This window comes from Salipaludibacillus sp. CF4.18 (assembly GCF_051262595.1).
Classification (GTDB): Bacteria; Bacillota; Bacilli; order Bacillales; family Salisediminibacteriaceae; genus Salipaludibacillus; species Salipaludibacillus neizhouensis.
In genome coordinates this window covers 104,240-124,504 of sequence record NZ_JBIMEV010000008.1, presented here as the reverse complement: position 1 = coordinate 124,504, position 20,265 = coordinate 104,240, and the positions used below count along the sequence as shown (strand labels likewise).

Genomic DNA, 20,265 nt, shown 5'->3' with positions numbered 1-20,265 from the left:
TCCTACTCTAAAACAGATGATAGATAGATATAATGACAAAAGTAAAAAATGAGATGACAAAAGTCGATGAAAACGTAGGGAAAATACCTTGTTTTTGAATGGAATTTGCAATGAGGCCGGGAACAATGACCCCAATTCCCCGTAATTCCATAACTTCAAAGGGAACGATTGGGATGAAGTCCCATGCCATTTTCATCAGAACCCCTACTGTCAGCATGGCTGCAAATTTCCTGCGACCATATAATACAGTTATTCGTCCAATGACTTGTGTGACTACTAAATAAGTGACAATACTTAGTGCAGCCACGACAATAACAAACATTACCTGGTCAAATACTAGAGCGAGGTAGCCCGGCACTACTAAACCAGCCGGAACAATTCCAGTTTTTTCTGCATAAATAAGGGATAAAAGAACCCCAATAACAATAGCGATATATAAATCTGTACCAAACACGTATGGCCAACTCCTTATTAGTTACTAAATTTCATAATTAAATTAATTAGTTGATTGAGCTACTTGACGCTTAGGTTTCATGGATGGAACTTTAGGAGATTGCTCTTTGTTTTCATAGGTTAGTAAATTTAACTTCTCAATCTCATTTGCTAATTCCTGGCCACCGCCATGAATGTTTCCAATACCATAGATAATACTCTTACTTGGAAGTAGTTTAATCTCTTCCATCACTTGCTCTGTAGTATGTTTCTCTAAATTAATTAATTGCCTAACGGGTATCGTGCCATCTTCCACGGCATCAACGATTGGTCCTACTGCTCTACCCATTAAAACGAGTGTATCCATGTGTAGTAATGGCAAAACTTCTTCCGCAAATTGAATCGTTCTTTCCACACGATCATCACGACAGTTCATAATGACTACTTTGTTATCGCAAGGATACTCGCTTTCTTTAATTCGATTCCAAATGTTAATCGTTGATGTAGCATCATTTGCGGCAAAGCCATTAAAGAAAAAGCTCGGAGCTGTTTCCTTGCCAAAGCTGTGAATCCGCATCGCACCGGGGTCAACAGGTGCGTGTAACATACCTTTAAGTGCAACCTCTTCGTCAATATTCAAAATATCTGCAACCGCTAATCCTAATGCGATGTTTTGCGGAAACATCATAAAGGGAAAGCTGTTTACATACTCATCATCGACTCTTGAAATATCCGCCAAGACTACCTTTGTTCCTCTTCTTTTTGCAATTTTCGTTAGAAAACGCTGATATTTGGTAGGGGGGATGACGAGATGACCATAAGTAGGAATTGTTTTGGCAAATGCTTCTGCGATTTGCTGTTCCGTGGGTCCCATTACATCGAGGTGATCTTCCATTATGTTGGTTATAATGGTGATGTTCGCTTTAACAAACCGTTCTTGAAATACATCTTGATATTCCGGATTAACAGCCATACATTCTGTTACAAGTGCATCCACACCTTTTCGACAAACTCGGTTCATGATGAGTTTTTGCTCAGAAATATTTGGTCCTTGTAAACTGCGTGTGATTGGTTCTTCTTCCTCTTGGTCCCAATAAAAAAGGCGAGGAGAAGTTCCTGTTGTTTTTCCAGCAACCCGTTGCTCGTCTTCTTTTATAATGCCCATTATTAATCTAGTAACAGTGGATTTTCCTCTAATACCATTGACTAGAATTCTTGTCGGGATTTTTTGAATGTTTCTGTCAATCTTTTGACGTTCTCTTATTCCGATATATAAAACTATAGCGGAAAAGAAGAGTAAATAAATAAATTCATTCACATGATGACCTCCTACAACTAATAAATTGTAATATGATAGATAATGAGTTCATTACAAAACCTTATTCATGTTCTTATTACTCTATAATACAAGAAATAAGCTTGTTTTGGTAATAAACTTGTTACATTGTTAAACTAGATGAAACAAGTTATATATTCGAAGCTAGGGAGGACAAGATGTCGGTCATGTCAAATAAAATGTTGAAAAATACTGGAAACAACAAAATAAACTCGAAAATATTAATTATGACTTCGGTAGAGGCAGAACAAAACGCTATAAGAGAAGGCCTTGGATTAAACAATGAACGATTCACTCTTGCATTAGCAGGTGTAGGACCAATGTCTGCTGCCGCAAACACAGCCACCATGCTGGCAAACTCAGACTTTAGCCTCGTCATTAACATGGGCATCGCTGGCGGGTTTCCTGAAAGTGCTAATATAGGCGATGTTGTGATAGCGTTAAAGATGGTTGCTGCTGATCTTGGAGCAGAATCTGAGAATGGATTTAAACCTATTGAAGAGTTAGGATTTGGGAAGTCAGTCTATACGGTTACCCCCGATCTAGTAGATAAAGTGAATGCGGCTATCCAAATAGACTCTTTGATTTCAGTACATACAAAAACCATTCTTACATTATCAACAGTGACAGGGACAACTAAATCATTGGAGGAATTACAACAACGTTTTCCAGAAGCCGGAGCGGAAGCGATGGAAGGTTTTGGCGTAGCCACGGCAGCTGAACTAAAAGGAGTTCCATGCATGGAAATACGTTCGATTTCCAATCTTATTGGCCCACGTGATCGGGAGGCTTGGAGAATAAAAGATGCGCTCGAGTCTCTTAAAGTAGTAAGTTCCATATTAAAGGAGGTTTTATAAATGAAGATGGCATTTTCATCTTGTCCGAATGATACATTTGTTTTTCATGCGTTAGTGCATGGGTTAGTCGACGGTGCTCCGAGCATCGACGTTACTTATGCAGATATTGATAAGACGAATAACTGGTCTGCTGAGAACACCGGGCCTGAGTTAATGAAAATATCCTATGCTGCGCTCCCTTGGGTGTTGGATGAATATAGATTGATTCCTTGTGGCGGAGCTCTTGGCAGAGGATGTGGACCTTTGGTATTGACGAAGAATAAGCTAACTAAACCCGAAGAGCTTGCTGGAAAAACAGTAGCTGTGCCAAGTGAGAAGTCAACTGCATACTTGTTATTTCGATTATGGGCATTACAACAAATCCCGGAAGGTGTCGGTAAGATAATTGTGATGCCTTTTGAAGAAATTATGCCTGCTGTTCGGGACGGGAAGATAGATGCTGGACTAGTGATACATGAGGCGAGGTTCACTTATCAAGAGTTTGGATTAAGTATGGTGAAAGACTTAGGCTCATGGTGGGAAGAAGATACCGGGCTCCCGATTCCTTTAGGAGCGATAATCGCTAAAAGATCGTTGGATCAACATGCCATTGCATCATGGATTCAAGCTTCTGTGGATTATGCGTGGGAAAATCCCGAGGCATCTGAAGCATATGTGATGGAACACTCCCAGGAGATGTCTAGAGATGTAGCAAAGTCTCATATTGATTTGTATGTAAATTCATTCACAAGAGAATTAGGTAATGATGGTTATGCTGCAATCGAATCTTTGTTAGGAAGAGCAGCAAAAGAAGGTTTTGTTCCAGCGTTTGAGATGAGTAAACTGAAAGAATAGAACAAAAAAGGAATAAAAAACAATAACGATTTGGGATTAGAGAGATTAGAAGTCAAAAAAAGAGGTAGGTGCTACCGTTGTAGCACCTACAAAAGTAGCAGGTAGAAAACGAGAGAATAGGCGAGGATAAGAGAGTTTAGAAGTCGGAAAAAGAGGTAGGTGCTCCTGCGGTTACTCGTCGCAGAAAAACATTGCTACTCGGGGCGGCGGAAGCTGACGCTGTATTTAATAAAGGACGGCTATGCCGTTTTTCTTATTTTTCATCATACGATTGTTTTTCTTGAACAGATCCATCGGCATTGTAAATGACAAGGTGAGTTTCTTTGTTCTTTGCTATTTCTCTTCCACGCTTTATGGCATCCTCTTTTTTATCAAAAACTCCTGAAGCTTGCTTAGCATCTTCGGATTGAACTACCCAATCATCTTCTCGCTTGAAAACATGTTCTCCTTTTTCAAGAAGTTCTGGTCTGCTGTCTGACTGAGTATCAGAGCTATCGCGTTTTTTTAATTCTTTATCTTGCTCATTTAGGATTTGATTTTTCTCTTTTTCGCTTGCGTTTGCATACCATTCTTTCGCCTGTTCCGTGGCAATTGGAATAGCTTGCCCTTCCTTATAACCTTCATCAAGCATTGCATTACCTATTTCGATCGCCTTTTTGCGAATAGTTGTTTCAAGGTTTTTCCACGAACTTGGATAATCATTTGTATCCCATGGCATTTCAAAGCACCTCCACGTTTGTACTTATCCACTCATTACCGCAAATTCATTATACTTAAACCAGAAATAATGAGATTTCACGTATAAAAAGATTTAGCCTCCCAGATACTGGAAGGGTCGTTTTAGAAGCTTTCTCTTTTGTGTGGTAAAATAAACCTTAAGCCATTAACGGCTTTATACCGAAACTTATCGCACAGGCTTATTAGGGTCTGTGTTTTTTTATAGATAAGAAAGTATAAAATGACAGCTATCTTTACGCCACACGTATTAGGAAACCCACCCTTGATACTTAAATGATAGTGGCGAAAGATAACACTGTATTTAATAAAAGACGCATAGCGTTTTTCTTATAGAAACATTTAGGAGTGATTAACTATGGAAGCAATAGAAAAAGCAATTCTAGTAGGAGTTAATATAAATAAAGAAGCTAAGTTTCAGACCTCGATGGAAGAGCTGGCAAATTTAACGGAGGCGTGCGGGGTTGCGGTCTCAGGAGAATTGACGCAAAATCTACCTCGCCCAACTGCTTCTCATTATATTGGTACGGGAAAAACAGAAGAAATTAAGGCGCTTGTAGAATTAAAGGAAGCGAATGTTGTCATTTTTAATGATGAATTGTCACCTTCGCAAATTCGTAATTTAGAAGCCACATTAGAATGCAAGGTAATTGACCGAACGATGCTCATACTGGATATTTTTGCTGTGAGAGCAAAAACAAGGGAATCACAATTACAGGTAGAGATTGCAAGCCTTCAATATATGCTTCCACGGCTTGTCGGATTAGGGAAATCGCTTGGAAGACAAAGTGGAGGAGTAGGTACGAAAACAAAAGGAGCAGGGGAAACAAAGTTAGAATTAGATAAACGGAGAATTGAGAATAATATTAATGTATTGAATAAAGAATTAGAAGTTCTTGTGAGTCAACGCCAAACTCAACGAAAGCAAAGGAAAAAGAGTGAGATTCCAACAGTATCGCTTGTGGGTTATACAAATGCCGGGAAGTCAACACTAATGAATGCACTCTTAGAGAGTTATGGACAAAGCGAAGGAAAAGAAGTTTTCGAAAAAGACATGTTATTTGCAACGCTGGAAACAGCGGTGCGTCACCTGCAATTACCAGATAATAAAGAGTTTCTTCTCACAGATACGGTAGGTTTTGTTGATAAACTGCCGCATCACCTAGTGAAGGCATTCCGTTCCACACTTGAGGAAGTAGCTGAAGCAGACTTGCTTCTACATGTGATCGACAGGTCGAATGAAGACTATGAAGAGCAGATTAAAGTAACCGAGAAGACCCTCAAGAATATGGGCGTTTCCGATATACCAATGGTTTATGTTTATAATAAATCTGAATTGGCCCAGCTTGATGTCCCTTTTGTTAAAGGTCAGGAAGTTTATTTATCTGCCAAAAACAGAAATGGTATCGATGAATTAATCTCTCTTATTGAAAAAAATGTGTTTGCGGACTATGTAACAGAGGAGTTCCTTATTCCTTATAACGAGGGACAACTGGTTTCGTATTTTAATGAACATGCACATATTTTGACCACCGAACATGTAGAAGAAGGCACAAAATTGACAATAACATGTAAAAAAGCGGATGCCGATAAATATAGTAAATATATTGTAGTAAATGAATAATTACTGAATAAGGTGGGTTTTCTCCATGAAAATTGTCTTTGCACCAGATTCATACAAAGAAAGTTTAACCGCATATGAAGTCGCTCAGTCAATGAAGCAGGGGTTCAAGAAAATCTTTCCGGATGCAGCGTTTATTATGTGTCCGATGGCTGATGGGGGAGAGGGAACAGTTCAATCTCTTGTTGATGCTACAGGAGGACAGATCATTCAAAAAAAGGTGACTGGGCCGCTTGGAGATACAGTCGAGGCCTTGTTTGGATTGTCAGGGGATAAGAAAACAGCAGTAATAGAGATGGCCTCCTCGTCAGGTATCCATCTTGTTCCTCAAAACTTGAAAGATCCCAAAATAACGACCACAAAAGGTGTTGGAGAATTAATATCTGCTGCACTGGATTTAGGGGTGAAGAAGTTTATTATTGGGGTTGGTGGCAGTGCGACGAATGATGGTGGCGCTGGTATGCTTCAAGAGCTTGGTGTTCGTTTGAAAGATAAGGCTGGCAAGGGATTAAGACCGGGGGGACTAGCGTTAAAGGAATTAGATTCATTGGATGTAAGTAACCTAGATCCACGACTGTCTGAGGTTTCTATTTTAGTTGCCTGTGATGTTAGTAACCCGTTAACAGGAAAAAGTGGTGCTTCGGCTATTTACGGCCCTCAGAAAGGTGCAACACCGGAAGACGTTGAAAAATTAGATACTGCATTAATTCACTTTGCTGCAGTCATGAAGCAACAGTTAGGCAAGGACGTAGAACACATCCCTGGTGCTGGAGCTGCGGGAGGACTTGGAGCAGCATTTCTTGCTTTTTTGCCAGCAACACTTGAGCAGGGTGGTAAGATCATCGCTGAAGCAATTGGCTTAGAGAAGCATGTTCAAGGTGCTGACTTTGTTATTACAGGTGAAGGCGGGATCAATTCTCAAACGGTTTTTGGGAAAACCCCGATTTGCGTAGCGGAAGTTGCGAAAAAGCATGGCGTTCCTGTGATTGCAATTTGTGGAAGTATTGGTGAAGGGTACGAAGCTGTATATGAAGCAGGAATAGACGTTGTGTTTAGTTCTCTCTCCGAAGTTTTATTGATGGAGGAATTACCGGCGAAAGCAAAAGAACACGTTCGTCAGATCTCGGAAAACGTAGCTAGGTTAATGAAGAAAATGGATGGGAAAGATAGCCTAGATTGAGGTTATTTTTTTATCTTCAAATAGTCGTGGAAGCAGATTCGAGTACCGCGCTATTCTAATTAAAAAACCAATCTGTAAAAATAGCATTAGTGAAGATTAATGCCATTCTCAACCTAAGCGTAATAGATTAAATTGTGAAAACGAAGGATTTGTGCAGTTTTATTCATGTATACATGGGGCTTGTCCGCATGAAAACGTATGGAATCACCTTCCCCTACTGTATAGACATTCGTATTAATATCTAATGTCAATTCGCCCTCTAAAACAGTAATATACTCCTCCACACCTCTTTGATGTGCTTCGGACTCCTGCATACAATTTTCAGCTAGTGTTACCGTATATATTTCAAATTGCTTATCTTGTTTAAAAGGAAAGATAGGAAAAACCTGATATGAACCATTGGATTCAATAATAGGTTTTACATTAGATAAGTGAACAATGGAAACAGAAGGTTCTTCTTCTTCCACAAAGGAAGAAAAGGAGACTTTTAAGCCATTAGCAATTTTCCATAAGATAGAAACAGTAGGATTTGAAGCACCTCGTTCAATTTGTCCCAACATTGCTTTACTCACACCCGTTACTTCTGCAGTCTTCTCTAGGCTGAAACCCTTCGACCGGCGTAATTGTTTTAATTTCCAAGCAATCTGCTGATTTACAGGATCCATAGGGACACCTCCAAGGGTAATAGTATGTTATAACGTATAAAAGTATTTTATATTGTATAACATCCGAATGTATTGTATATTAAAGTAAATTATACATATGAGGTGAGTGAATGTCCAACGCATTAGCAGAAGAAAACATCGTCAGTAGCAGTCCATTCAAGGAAGGATTAAAAGCAGGTATTCCTGTTGCAATAGGTTATATTCCAATTGCTATCGCGTTCGGACTATTAGCGAAATCTTTTTTTATTCCAGAGGCCGTGATTTTACTCATGTCTCTCGTTATTTTTGCAGGGGCAAGTCAATTCATTGGTATTAACCTAATTATCGCAGGGGTTGCATACTGGGAAATCATTATTACGACGTTTATTTTGAACCTTCGTCACTTTTTGATGACGGCTTCATTATCACAGCGTTTGCCAAAGTGGACATCCAATAAAGAATTAGCATTGCTCTCTTTTGGGGTAACCGATGAGACATTTAGTGTTTCGTCGTCGCAACGGGAACGAGTGCTCCAACCTTCCTTTGTTATAGGAATAAATCTTATTGCTTTTTTAGCTTGGAATGTTGGGACTTGGGCTGGTGTTTTTTTAGCTATGGGTCTTCCGGCATCGATTCAAAATAGTATGGGCATCGCTCTTTATGCGATGTTCATAGGATTACTGGTGCCTAGTTTAAAAGAATCAAATCCGATCGTAGTTATAGTAGGAATAGCGATTGTGATTAATGCGGTGTTGTACTGGGTCATTCCAATAGAGTTTTCCACTGGCTGGATGATCATCATTACAACGATCCTAACAGCTACTATCGGAGTTTGGTTATTCCCGAAAGAGGAAGGTGAAGATGATGAGTGAGATGATTCTTCTAGTTCTCGCAATGGGCTTAGTGACGTATTTACCAAGGATGCTTCCAATGGTTTTTCTGAAAAATATGAAACTAGCTTCTCCTGTGAAGCGATTTTTGGAATTTGTACCATATGCAGTACTGGCCAGTCTTATTTTTCCGGGGATATTGTATTCGGTAGAGAATGTACCTTCAGCCATCATCGGGGCATCAACATCCATTGTACTTGCGTTCTTTCGCTTTAACCTCGTCCTTATAGTGATGGGCGGCATAGCAGGGGTTTGGATAACAGATATGATCTTTTTTTAAATGGCTGAAAGATGCTGGATTGGTTATGAGTAATTTAGCAATCATAAATGCGCCACTTCGGGTCCAGATATTCGCACAGACTGATTTTAAATTACAAACCGTGTAGCATCCTACGTATAAACAGTAGGTGCTACACAGCCGGCCGAAGCGAAGGTTTCTCTCACTTCAAAGGATCTTTTTTTTAGAGAATTTATAAAATTTGCAGCTTCCACCGCCATCTTAGCATCAAGGGAAACCCACCCTTGATACTAAGATGGCGGTGGAAGCTGACGCTGTATTTAATAAAAGACGGCTATGCCGTTTTTCTTATTCTACTTAACACTAATAAAGCTAGAGCTGCACCGGCGATACTACTAATCAAGAATCCGGGAATAAAAAAGAAAACACCTGCAGCTTGACCAAGGAATAGTTGGGCAATAGGAACAGCCAGAAGAGAACCGATTATTCCCGTTCCAATAATTTCGCCAACAGCAGCCATCGACTTTTTCTTTGTCCAACGATAGGCGAGACCAGCTAATAAAGCACCGGCCATCCCACCTGGAAAAGCAAGAAGAGTTCCGAGACCAAGCATATTACGTATTAAACCAATAGCGAATGCAATGACTATGGCTGGTCCGGGACCCAGTAAAACGGCAGCAATTACATTGACTGCATGTTGGATAGGATAAGCTCTAGCTACACCTGCCGGAAACCAAATAAATGCGGCCCCTACGATTCCAATAGCGATGAGCATCGCCATTAATGTTAATTTGTGTGTGCGATTCATTGTGTTATTTCCCCCTTATAAAATATAAAAATGAATAAAGACATAAAAAAAGCCAAGTCCCCTCCATTTAATGAAAGGACCTGGCCTTGGTCACGAAGTTGATAAAGATACGATCTCATTTATCACTACTTTCCTCCGCTGGTTTAAACCAGGTCAGGTTCAAAAGAGTTAAAAGGTTTGATTCACCTTTCTCTCAGCCCACCTTATGGGCACCCCTAGTAGTATGTATTAATTTCCCTTGATTGTAACAAACCTTAAGCTGATGTCAACCGTCTGTGTTAACGAATGTCATCATTTTAGACCTTCATGGAGTCCTTTAATATAACAACTAACAACAACCATTTATTTTTAAACAAACGATCATTGTTAAATTATCTGAAAGTAAAAGAGATCAAAGTTCTACCGGAAGTTAAGATTGTCTATCTTCTGGACCAGAAAAAAATATTGCATTCTTTTCCCGTATGCTATAGAATAGATTCAATGACCTAATAAAAATTAAATATTCAGATACATTCTTATTGTGAGAGATGGAGGGAAAGGCCCTTTGAAGTCTCAGCAACCAGCTGCGAGTAATTGTCCGTGGTCAGGTGCTAATTCCTGCAAGCCAAGGTGCTTGCAAAGATAAGAAGAAGACCTTACATATACATCCAAAACCTTCTTCTTATTTAAAAATAAGAAGAAGGTTTTTTTGATTGCAGTAAGTATTAGTTTAGAGGAGGTATCGGTGTCCATGGACCGTAAAGAAATTGAAACAGCGCTCGTTCAGATCGGAAACAGAAGTGAAACAACAACAGGTGCAGTTAGCGCGCCTATTTATTTCTCAACAGCATACCGCCATGAAGGCATTGGACAGTCGACAGGATATGATTATTCTAGGACTGGCAACCCAACTAGACATATTTTAGAAGAGGCAATTGCCAAATTAGAAGGTGGAGACAGGGGTTTTGCCTGTTCCTCAGGAATGTCAGCAATTCAAATTGTTCTCTCCCTATTTGAAAGTGGAGATGAAATTATAGCATCAAGTGATTTATACGGGGGAACGTACCGACTGTTTGAAGGAAGCTGGCGTCGCTGGGGGCTGAGCTTTCAATATGGTGATGCAAGACACGTCGAGGAGTTCCGTTCTAAAATAACAGATAAAACGAAAGCTTTATACATTGAAACGCCGACAAACCCGCTTATGCAAGAAGCGGACTTAGCAGCGTTTAATAAACTTGCAAAGGAATTTAACCTTCTGCTCATTGTAGATAATACATTTTATACTCCGCTCATCCAGCGCCCTATTGAAGAAGGTGCGGACATAGTTATTCACAGTGCTTCAAAATACCTATCAGGTCATAATGATGTGATTGCCGGCTTGATCGTAGGAAAAGGAGAAAAACTGTGTGAAGATCTTTTCTATTACTTTAATAGCATTGGTCCGATTCTGTCACCTTTAGATTCCTGGCTCGTAATCAGAGGCATGAAAACATTGGCTCTTCGTATGGATAAACATGAGCAAAATGCAAAAGAGATCACTGAATTTTTACACGAGCACCCACTAGTGGATGATGTTATCTACCCAGGGCGCGGGGGCATGCTGTCTTTTCGGATTCAAGATGAATCTTATGTGAACCCATTCCTGCAAAACTTATCTTTGATTACCTTTGCAGAAAGCTTGGGTGGGGTTGAAAGCTTAATGACTTATCCGGCGACACAAACACATGCGGATGTGCCGGAAGAACTTCGCACCAAGCTCGGAGTTTGCAATCGACTTTTAAGATTCTCAGTAGGTGTTGAATCAGCTCGAGATTTAATTGCTGATTTAGAGCAAGCTTTTCAAGCAGTTACAGCTAGTCAGGGGGAGAAATAATGAAAAATGATTCTTTAGAATATAGTCTGCAAACACGAATTTTACATCATAAACATAAAACAGACCCTACAAACGGTGCTGTCAGTGTGCCGATTCAGCATGCATCGACATTCCATCAAGAGGGACTGGACTCGTTCGGTAAATACGATTATGCAAGATCGGGGAATCCGACTAGAGAGGCTTTGGAGGATACCATTGCTCAATTGGAAAATGGAACAGCTGGATTTGCTTTTGCCTCAGGAATGGCGGCGATCTCCACGACGTTTATGATGCTGTCTTCGGGCGACCATCTGGTCATCACGGAAGATGTTTATGGCGGGACATTCCGGTTTACGACAGAAGTACTTACAAAACTAGGTATTGAGCATACATTTGTAGACATGACAAAGGTTGAGGAAGTAAAACAAGCAATTCAACCGAATACAAAAATGATCTACATTGAGACACCATCAAATCCAACGATGAAAATTACACCAATCAAAGCGATTGTTGATCTTGCCAAGGAAAGTGGTAGTTTAACAGTTTTAGATAATACGTTTATGACGCCGGTTTTACAGCGTCCGTTAGATCTTGGTGTGGATGTAGTTGTTCATAGCGCTACGAAATTTATTGGCGGACACAGTGACGTTATTGCAGGTTTAGCAGTAGTGAAAGATTCCGCTTTAGCAGAAAAACTAGGCTTTTTACAAAACAGCTTTGGCGCAGTTTTAGGACCTCAGGATTGCTGGTTGATTCTTCGTGGAATGAAAACGATGCACACGAGAATGGAGGCTTCGACAAAAACAGCGGCAGAGATTGCGCAATGGTTGACGACTCATCCAGCAGTGAAACATGTGTATTATCCCGGTTTGAAAGATCACCCTGGCTTTGATCTTCACCAGGCTCAATCTGATAGTCCCGGTGCCGTTCTTTCGTTTGAATTAGTGGATAGAGAAGCAGTAAAAAAGGTTGTTGATGCGATTGAGATACCTGTTTTTGCAGTAAGTCTCGGTGCAGTCGAATCTATTCTTTCTTATCCTGCTCTTATGTCCCATGCCGCGATGCCAGCGCATGAAAGAGAAAAACGAGGAATCTCAGATGGCTTGCTCCGTCTTTCTGTCGGATTGGAAAAATCAGAAGATTTAATAAAAGACTTTGATCAAGCCTTTAATCAAACGCTATGAGAGGAGATGGTGACATGGAATTCCTAGAAAAAATAAAGAATAATATTCTTGTAGGTGATGGTGCAATGGGAACGTTGCTCTATCAACATGGAGCGGACGGTTGCTTTGAAGAGTTGAACATTAGTGCACCTGAAAAGGTCAGACATGTCCACCGTCTCTACGTTGAGGCAGGATCTGATTTGATTCAAACAAATACGTATGCCGCTAATTCGTTGAAGTTACGAAGATACCAATTGGACCATCGAGTAGAAGAGATTAACGTGGCCGCGGTAACCTTAGCTCGAAAAGAAGCGAAAGAGGAAACATTTGTCTTTGCTACGATTGGTGGTATTGGGAGCGTTCATTTAACAGAGTACGAACCTGACGAAATAAATCAGAGCTTAAAGCAACAAGTTGATATTCTATTGAAAACGGATGTGGATGGCTTTATATTAGAAACATTTTATGATTTTCAAGAATTGCTGGAGATCGTGAAGTACGTGCGAAAAAATACAAATAAACCTATCATTGCTCAAGTGACGTTAGGAGATATTGGTGTCTTACAAGGTGGGACTCCGCTCGCAGATGCTCTGCTATTATTGGAAGCGGAAGGCGTAGAAGTTGTCGGCTTAAATTGTCGAATGGGGCCATACCATATGTTACGTTCATTAGAAGAAGTGCCTCTCTTAACTGATTCTGTTCTATGTGTGTATCCAAATGCAAGTTTGCCGAATGTTAGGGACGGTAAGTTTTTCTACCAATCCAATCCTTCCTATTTTGCTGACATGACAGAGCCGTTAGTAAAAGAAGGCGTCCATCTTATCGGTGGTTGTTGCGGGACAACTCCAGAGCATGTCCAGGCAATTCGAGGTGCAATAAATAATCTTCATTTACAACCTGTTAAAGACAAATCGCATCGAGTAAAAGAGCCAAAAAGAAAAGAAGTCATTAAAGTAGCTTCTAATAGAGTGTTGGAAAGAATCCCGGAAATGCCCCTGAAACGACGGTCAGTTGTTGTAGAGTTAGACCCGCCGAAAGCTCTTTCCGCAACGGCGAAATTTCTTGAAGGAGCGGCAGCGATAAAAGATGCTGGGGCAGACGCGGTAACCCTTGCCGATAACTCCTTGGCCTCGGCCAGAATTGATAATCTGGCATTAGGTTCATTGATGAAACAGCATTCAGGAGCGCGCCCGTTGTTGCATGTAGCTTGTCGTGATCGTAATATGATCGGCTTGCAATCTCACTTGCTTGGATTACACACGTTGGGAATTCAAGATGTCCTTGCGATAACGGGAGATCCAGCAAAGGTTGGCGACTTCCCTGGAGCGTCTTCGGTTTACGATATGGCTTCGATGGATCTGATGCGGATGATGAAGCAGTTGAACGAAGGGCTATCGTTTTCTGGAAAAGACTTAGGCGAAAAAACATCGTTTACTGTTGCTGCAGCCTTTAATGCAAACGCTCGTCGTTTAGACAGAGAAGTAACTCGTCTCGAGAAAAAAATCGAAGCCGGGGCAGACTACTTTATGAGTCAGCCAGTTTACAGTGAAGAGCAATTCAAGGATATTTACGAAGCGACGAAGCATCTTCCTGTACCAATTTACGTGGGAATTATGCCTTTAGTGAGCAGTCGGAATGCAGAATTTTTGCATCATGAAGTTCCAGGCATCAAGTTAACGCAAGGAGTCAGGGACAGTATGGCGAAGCATGGAGGAGATCGGGAAGCCAGTCAGCGAGAGGGACTAGCCATTGCCCAAAGCTTAGTTGATGCAGCGGTAGAATATTTTCCGAGTATTTACTTAATTACTCCTTTTTTACGCTATGAAATGACGGTCGAATTGACTAAAAATATTATGAAAGCAAATAAAAGTTTCGATATAACTGCAAAATAATACAATGAAGCATTTTGGCTTGTGAATATCCTCTAAAATAGAGGGCAGGAAAGGACGATCAACATGGGAAAGTCGACATTTGAAAATGCATTAGAAAAACGAATATTAGTCCTTGATGGAGCCATGGGAACGATGCTGCAGGATGCAAATCTGGATGCAGATGATTTTGGTGGAGAAGAGTATGAAGGGTGTAATGAGTATTTAAATATTACTGCTCCTCATGTTATCACGGATATTTATCGTGCGTATTTAGAAGCGGGTTCAGACATTATTGAAACGAATACGTTTGGTGCGACAAACATAGTGTTGGCAGATTATGATTTGCAACATATCGCCTATGAAGTAAATAAGAAGTCTGCAGAATTAGCAGTTACAGAGGCAAGAGCTATTTCCAGTGAGGAAAAGCCACGGTTTGTAGCTGGAGCAATGGGACCAACCACCAAATCTCTCTCGGTTACGGGAGGAGCAACCTTCGAGCAATTAACGGAATCATACCGTGAGCAGGTAGAAGGGTTACTTGATGGCGGTGTGGATATCCTTCTTTTAGAGACAAGCCAGGACATGAGAAATGTAAAAGCAGCCTATGTGGCGATCGAGGAAGTGAAGGCGGAAAGAGACATAGAGGTACCGCTGATTATTTCTGGAACGATCGAGCCAATGGGAACGACGCTTGCTGGCCAAAATATAGAAGCATTTTATATTTCTTTAGAACACATGAAGCCGACTGTAGTTGGCTTAAATTGTGCTACTGGACCTGAGTTTATGCAGGACCATTTACGTTCGTTATCAGACCTGTCCTCGACATATGTGCATTGTTATCCAAATGCCGGGTTACCTGATGAAGAGGGACATTACCATGAATCTCCTCAGTCATTAGCGACCAAACTGGAAGGCTTTGCTGAAAAGGGATGGTTAAATATTGTAGGTGGTTGCTGCGGCACAACGCCTGAACATATCCGAGTGATTACAGAGAGGCTGTCAGGCTATAAGCCTCGTCAACCTCGCGTAGATCAAACCCATATGGTTTCAGGAATTGAACCACTTGTTTATGATGATTCCATGCGTCCTTTGCTCGTTGGGGAAAGAACAAATGTTATCGGATCCCGAAAGTTCAAACGTTTAATAGCAGAGGAAAAATTCGAGGAAGCTTCTGAAATAGCGAGAGCACAAGTGAAGCGTGGGGCTCATGTAATAGATGTTTGTGTAGCTGACCCTGACCGCGAAGAAATGGAAGACATGGAGAAATTCTTGGAGTTTGTTGTCAATAAAGTGAAGGTTCCTCTCATGATTGATTCAACGGATGAAGTAGTCATCGAAAAAGGACTTACGTATTCACAAGGAAAAGCAATTATAAACTCGATTAATCTGGAAGACGGCGAAGAGAGATTTGAAGCGGTAGCTCCATTGATAAGAAGGTTCGGAGCGGCAGTTGTTGTCGGAACGATTGATGAAATAGGGATGGGAGTTTCGGCAGAGCGGAAGCTTGAAATTGCGAAAAGATCCTATGATTTGTTAGTAAATAAATACGGGATTCCGCCACAGGACATCATTTTTGATCCTCTTGTCTTCCCGGTTGGTACTGGAGATGCGCAATATATTGGTTCTGCAGAAGCAACGATCGATGGGATACGATTAATCAAAGAAGCTATGCCTGAGTGTTTAACCATTCTGGGCGTCAGTAACGTGTCTTTTGGTTTACCTCCATTAGGTCGTGAAGTACTAAATGCTGCCTATATGTATCACTGTACAAAAGCAGGACTTGATTATGCAATTGTAAATACTGAAAAACTAGAACGGTATGGCTCGATCTCGAAGGAAGAGAAAGAATTGGCGGATAAGCTTCTGTACGAAACAACAGATGAAACTTTAGCTACCTTCACGGCTTTCTATCGGGAGAAAAAGCCTGCGGTAAAAATTGAAGCTTCGACGATGAGTTTAGAGGAACGTCTCGCTAGCTATATCGTAGAGGGAACAAAAGAAGGTTTATTCAAAGACTTGGATGAAGCCCTCGAGAAGTATGATGCCCCTTTATCTATTATTAATGGACCTTTAATGGCTGGAATGGATGAAGTAGGCAAGCTATTTAATAATAATGAACTAATTGTGGCTGAAGTGTTGCAAAGTGCCGAAGCAATGAAGGCAGCTGTAGCCCATTTAGAACCATTTATGGAGAAAAAAGAAGATGATCGAGGAAAAGGGAAATATCTTTTAGCTACGGTTAAAGGCGATGTCCATGATATTGGTAAAAACTTAGTGGAGATTATTTTGAAAAATAATGGCTTTAAAATTGTTAATCTAGGAATCAAAGTGACTTCCAATGAGCTGATTGAAGCGGTCGAACGAGAAACCCCTGATGCAATTGGGTTATCAGGACTGTTAGTTAAGTCGACACAGCAAATGGTCTTAACAGCAAACGATTTACGTGAAAGAGGTATTTCCATTCCTATATTAGTTGGTGGAGCAGCATTAACGCGACGATTCACGGAAAATAAAATATCAAAAGGGTATGAAGGGCTTGTTTTGTATGCGAAGGATGCTATGAATGGATTAGATCTAGCAAACAAGCTTGCCAGGCCGGCAGATCGTGAACAACTAACCATCGCGCATCAGGAGAAACAGCTAGCGATTAAAACGGCTAGTGAGGCAGAGGGGAATGCGTCGAAAGACAAGTCTCCTACAGCAACACTGGAATTACCACGCTCCAAAGTGGCAAAGGAAGCACCATTGTTTATTCCGGAGGATTATAGTTACCATGTTTTGAAAAATTACCGGTTATCACATTTACATCCGTATATAAACATGCAAACTTTGTTAGGTCAGCATCTTGGTATACAAGGAAATATTAAAAAAAATCTTGCTCGAAATGACCAAAAAACAATCGATCTTCAAGACAAGGCAAATGATTTAATCACTCGTGCGGGTAAGGAAGGCTTTCTATCGGCAGACGGATTGTATCGATTTTTTCCAGCTCAATCGGATGGAAAGAACGATGTCATTGTGTATGATCCAGAAGATCACACAAAAGTATTGGAGCGATTTAGTTTTCCTCGCCAGCAAAAAGAGCCATATTTATGTCTCGCCGACTTTTTACGTACGGTAGACAGCGGTGTAATGGATCATGTTGCTTTCATGACAGTTACGGCGGGGAAAGGTGTGCGTAACCTTGCTGAGCAAGCGAAGGAAGCAGGAGATTATTTAGAGAGTCATATGATTCAGGCAGTAGCCTTAGAAGTGGCCGAAGCGTTTGCTGAGAGAATTCATCAGTTAATACGTGACAAATGGGGATTCCCTGATTCACCTGACTTTACGATGAAAGAGCGCTTTTCAGCACGTTATCAAGGCGTTCGTGTCTCATTTGGGTATCCTGCCTGCCCGAACCTTGAAGACCAGGCGAAGCTGTTCAGACTTCTTAACCCATCCAAAATCGGTGTGGAGTTAACGGACGAATTCATGATGGAACCTGAAGCAAGTGTATCTGCGATGGTATTTGCCCATCCAGAAGGACGGTACTTTAGTGTGTAATAGGAAAGTGGCATAGTTTTCTTTGCTATTTTTTCAAGAAAAACATATACGAAAAACTACCACAGTGTTTAAAAGGTGTGTTCGTTAGGCTAAATGCTTACGGACACACCTTTTATTTGTGGTAATGTACTTCTAAAGGATGTTCAAAAAGGTAAAAAACACCTTTTTGAACATCCTCTTCTAAAAAACAGATAACTTAATTTTATTCTTAGAAGGGTCGTTCGTATAAAATTCATTATCTTTTTCCTCGATGGAAAAGTCTAGTTTTTCTAATCGTTCGATTGCTTTATGTCTTGCATCACTGCTCGGGAATACGACTTCAAACCAAGTGATTCCAACACTGTTTTCAGGTGGTGCTGATGCACCCACACCTGCCCATGTGTTTAGTCCGATGTGATGATGATATCCTTCAGAAGAGATAAATAACGCTTGATCACCAAACTTCGTGACTACCTCAAAACCTAAACCTGTGCAATAAAAATCTTCTATATCACGAAAGTCCGATACATGCATATGGATATGACCTAATACTGTTCCAGCCGGGAGTTGCTTCCATATTAAACTGGCTCCTTCTGCTAATAAGCTCTCAGCATCAAGAGGATCCGTTGTCATTTTTACTTCACCATTGGACCAGGTCCATTCAGATGATGGGCGGTCAATGTATAATTCAATCCCATTCCCATCCGGATCAGCTAAATATACGGCCTCACTCACCAGATGATCTGAAGCGCCTTGAAGTGGATATTTTTGTCTAACTAGATGTTGCAACAAAGCCCCCAGAGATACCCGGTCTGGTAACAAGATTGCAAAGTGATATAAACCGGTGGTTCTTGGTTGTTTTGGAAGGATATCGTCCGGCCTTGTTAATGTTATTAGTGTTTTTTTCCCATCGACTGTTAAACGAACGAGTTCACCGGTTTGATCTAAAATTCGAAATCCTAACATGTCTTGATAAAAAGTTAACGAACGTTCAAAATCAGTTACTTTTAATTGAATCTCGTTAACAAAAGTTGAAGGTGGCTGATGAAATCCCATTACTATTTCCTCCTTTTGGTTACTTACTTTAAGTAAGTTTAAATAATATATGGTGGGGGAGTCAAGTAAACATTCTTAGGGTGTTTATAAATACTTGACATGACTAAATATGAAATGGTAAATTGTAATTAGTTAATCGCTTACAATAAATTTCTCATATATATGGATTGTTACTGTTCGGCAGGCAAAACCTAAGTTTCTGGAGGAACTCACAAGTGTGGGATCTCTTAGTGAATTTAGGTTTTTTTATGTTCCAGAAAGCCTTAATAAGAAAGGAGGAGTGCAAATGGATATAAAAAAGGTTTTAAACAATAACGTCGTGTTAACAGAAAATGATAATCAAGAATTAGTAGTCATGGGTAAAGGGTTAGCATTTCAGAAAAAAGTGGGGGACTTGGTTGACTCGTCGAAAATAGAGAAAACATTTGTTCTTGAAAGCGATGATGTCTCCGATAAGCTAGCTGAGCTACTAAGTGATGTATCGGAAAAGTACTTGCAACTCTCTGACAAAATAATATCCTATGCAAAATCACGGCTTTCGACTAAATTAGACGATTTTTTATATGTTGCTTTAACTGATCACTTAAGTTTTGCTATTACGAGACATAAGCAAGGGATGCAATTAAAAAATCCTTTATTATGGGAAATACGTAAATTTTACAAGCAAGAGTATGAAGTTGCACGACATGCCTTAGACATCATCGAAGAAGATACGGGGTATCGACTGGAAAATGATGAAGCAGGATCCATTGCACTCCACCTTCTCAACAGTCAAATATCGGGTGAGGGATTAGAATCGATGGTTCTAGCAACAGAAATGGTTAATGATATTCTTAATATTGTTAAATACCATTTCGGCATGGAATTAGATGAGGGATCGATTAATTATGAAAGATTTCTGACACATCTACGTTTTTTCTCTTTTCGGTTAATGAAAGAAGAGGGACAAGAGGCAGACAATCCAGATGACTTTTTATATGACCAGGTGAAGTGGAAGTATAAGGAAGCATTTCAGTGCAGTGAAAAAATAGCGGTGTATATAGAAAAGGCACATAATTGGCGAGTTTCAAAGGATGAAAAGGTCTATTTAACACTCCATGTTCATCGCGTGGCAAATAGACATCAATTAAATAATAAAACATCCAACTAAGGATTGTTACTGTAAATCAGGCAAAACCTAAGTTACGAACCAATGGAGCTTTTACTGCGCTCTTTCATTGGCGTGATTTAGGTTTTTTTAAAATCTC

The 20,265-nt window shown here is 40.4% G+C and carries 17 protein-coding genes and 2 riboswitches; of the genes, 11 read left to right on the top strand and 6 right to left on the bottom strand.

Features of this window, described 5'->3' with window-relative positions:
- Nucleotides 1-7: 7 nt before the first annotated feature.
- Together pgsC and pgsB are read right to left on the bottom strand one after the other, a co-directional pair.
- On the bottom strand, nucleotides 8-454 hold the full coding sequence (pgsC, locus tag ACHABW_RS07940) for a poly-gamma-glutamate biosynthesis protein PgsC (protein WP_110939136.1): 447 nt from the start codon (nucleotides 452-454) through the stop codon (nucleotides 8-10).
- 42 nt (nucleotides 455-496) lie between these two features.
- Nucleotides 497-1,738: a poly-gamma-glutamate synthase PgsB gene (pgsB, locus tag ACHABW_RS07935; protein WP_435754834.1), complete on the bottom strand. Its 1,242-nt coding sequence runs from the start codon at nucleotides 1,736-1,738 to the stop codon at nucleotides 497-499.
- Nucleotides 1,739-1,926: 188 nt separating this feature from the next.
- Between pgsB and ACHABW_RS07930 the strand changes: the two genes are divergently transcribed.
- Together ACHABW_RS07930 and ACHABW_RS07925 are read left to right on the top strand one after the other, a co-directional pair.
- A complete protein-coding gene (locus ACHABW_RS07930; RefSeq protein ID WP_435754822.1) occupies nucleotides 1,927-2,625 on the top strand; it encodes a futalosine hydrolase in 699 nt (232 codons plus the stop codon).
- Nucleotides 2,626-3,459 (top strand): 1,4-dihydroxy-6-naphthoate synthase, encoded by an 834-nt coding sequence (locus ACHABW_RS07925; RefSeq protein WP_435754821.1) that lies wholly within the window; start codon nucleotides 2,626-2,628, stop codon nucleotides 3,457-3,459.
- A gap of 253 nt (nucleotides 3,460-3,712) precedes the next feature.
- Here ACHABW_RS07925 and ACHABW_RS07920 read toward each other — a convergent pair whose 3' ends face one another.
- Nucleotides 3,713-4,177 carry a DUF2188 domain-containing protein gene (locus ACHABW_RS07920; RefSeq protein WP_435754820.1) on the bottom strand — a complete coding sequence of 155 codons (465 nt, stop codon included), beginning with the start codon at nucleotides 4,175-4,177 and terminating at the stop codon, nucleotides 3,713-3,715.
- A 375-nt stretch (nucleotides 4,178-4,552) separates the two neighbouring features.
- Here ACHABW_RS07920 and hflX point away from each other — a divergent pair, with 375 nt between their 5' ends.
- Together hflX and ACHABW_RS07910 are read left to right on the top strand one after the other, a co-directional pair.
- Nucleotides 4,553-5,818: a GTPase HflX gene (gene hflX, locus ACHABW_RS07915; protein WP_435754819.1), complete on the top strand. Its 1,266-nt coding sequence runs from the start codon at nucleotides 4,553-4,555 to the stop codon at nucleotides 5,816-5,818.
- Nucleotides 5,819-5,843: 25 nt separating this feature from the next.
- Nucleotides 5,844-6,995 carry a glycerate kinase gene (locus ACHABW_RS07910; protein WP_435754818.1) on the top strand — a complete coding sequence of 384 codons (1,152 nt, stop codon included), beginning with the start codon at nucleotides 5,844-5,846 and terminating at the stop codon, nucleotides 6,993-6,995.
- 113 nt (nucleotides 6,996-7,108) lie between these two features.
- Here ACHABW_RS07910 and ACHABW_RS07905 read toward each other — a convergent pair whose 3' ends face one another.
- Nucleotides 7,109-7,660, bottom strand: coding sequence for a helix-turn-helix domain-containing protein (locus ACHABW_RS07905; protein ID WP_435754817.1), 552 nt, complete (start codon nucleotides 7,658-7,660; stop codon nucleotides 7,109-7,111).
- Nucleotides 7,661-7,770: 110 nt separating this feature from the next.
- Between ACHABW_RS07905 and ACHABW_RS07900 the strand changes: the two genes are divergently transcribed.
- Together ACHABW_RS07900 and ACHABW_RS07895 are read left to right on the top strand one after the other, a co-directional pair.
- Nucleotides 7,771-8,511 (top strand): AzlC family ABC transporter permease, encoded by a 741-nt coding sequence (locus ACHABW_RS07900; RefSeq protein WP_435754816.1) that lies wholly within the window; start codon nucleotides 7,771-7,773, stop codon nucleotides 8,509-8,511.
- Nucleotides 8,501-8,809 (top strand): AzlD domain-containing protein, encoded by a 309-nt coding sequence (locus tag ACHABW_RS07895; protein WP_435754815.1) that lies wholly within the window; start codon nucleotides 8,501-8,503, stop codon nucleotides 8,807-8,809. The genes ACHABW_RS07900 and ACHABW_RS07895 overlap by 11 nt, the downstream gene beginning before the upstream one ends.
- Before the next feature lie 292 nt (nucleotides 8,810-9,101).
- Here ACHABW_RS07895 and thiW read toward each other — a convergent pair whose 3' ends face one another.
- Nucleotides 9,102-9,575 carry an energy coupling factor transporter S component ThiW gene (gene thiW / locus ACHABW_RS07890; RefSeq protein ID WP_435754814.1) on the bottom strand — a complete coding sequence of 158 codons (474 nt, stop codon included), beginning with the start codon at nucleotides 9,573-9,575 and terminating at the stop codon, nucleotides 9,102-9,104.
- Nucleotides 9,576-9,688: 113 nt separating this feature from the next.
- A riboswitch (TPP riboswitch) is annotated at nucleotides 9,689-9,802 on the bottom strand.
- A gap of 285 nt (nucleotides 9,803-10,087) precedes the next feature.
- A riboswitch (SAM riboswitch) is annotated at nucleotides 10,088-10,203 on the top strand.
- A 102-nt stretch (nucleotides 10,204-10,305) separates the two neighbouring features.
- Between thiW and ACHABW_RS07885 the strand changes: the two genes are divergently transcribed.
- From ACHABW_RS07885 to metH, 4 genes are all read left to right on the top strand, one after another.
- Nucleotides 10,306-11,427 (top strand): methionine biosynthesis PLP-dependent protein, encoded by a 1,122-nt coding sequence (locus tag ACHABW_RS07885; RefSeq protein ID WP_435754813.1) that lies wholly within the window; start codon nucleotides 10,306-10,308, stop codon nucleotides 11,425-11,427.
- The gene (gene metC / locus ACHABW_RS07880; protein ID WP_435754812.1) at nucleotides 11,427-12,590 is read left to right on the top strand and encodes a cystathionine beta-lyase; all 1,164 of its coding nucleotides are present in this window, start codon (nucleotides 11,427-11,429) and stop codon (nucleotides 12,588-12,590) included. Before ACHABW_RS07885 ends, metC begins: the two co-directional genes overlap by 1 nt.
- 14 nt (nucleotides 12,591-12,604) lie before the next feature.
- Nucleotides 12,605-14,461 (top strand): bifunctional homocysteine S-methyltransferase/methylenetetrahydrofolate reductase, encoded by a 1,857-nt coding sequence (locus tag ACHABW_RS07875; protein ID WP_435754811.1) that lies wholly within the window; start codon nucleotides 12,605-12,607, stop codon nucleotides 14,459-14,461.
- A 63-nt stretch (nucleotides 14,462-14,524) separates the two neighbouring features.
- Nucleotides 14,525-17,983 (top strand): methionine synthase, encoded by a 3,459-nt coding sequence (metH, locus tag ACHABW_RS07870; protein ID WP_435754810.1) that lies wholly within the window; start codon nucleotides 14,525-14,527, stop codon nucleotides 17,981-17,983.
- A 180-nt stretch (nucleotides 17,984-18,163) separates the two neighbouring features.
- Here metH and ACHABW_RS07865 read toward each other — a convergent pair whose 3' ends face one another.
- Nucleotides 18,164-19,018 (bottom strand): VOC family protein, encoded by an 855-nt coding sequence (locus ACHABW_RS07865; RefSeq protein ID WP_435754809.1) that lies wholly within the window; start codon nucleotides 19,016-19,018, stop codon nucleotides 18,164-18,166.
- A gap of 286 nt (nucleotides 19,019-19,304) precedes the next feature.
- Between ACHABW_RS07865 and licT the strand changes: the two genes are divergently transcribed.
- Entirely contained in the window at nucleotides 19,305-20,168 is an 864-nt protein-coding gene (licT, locus tag ACHABW_RS07860) for a BglG family transcription antiterminator LicT (RefSeq protein ID WP_435754808.1), read from the top strand.
- Nucleotides 20,169-20,265 lie beyond the last annotated feature (97 nt).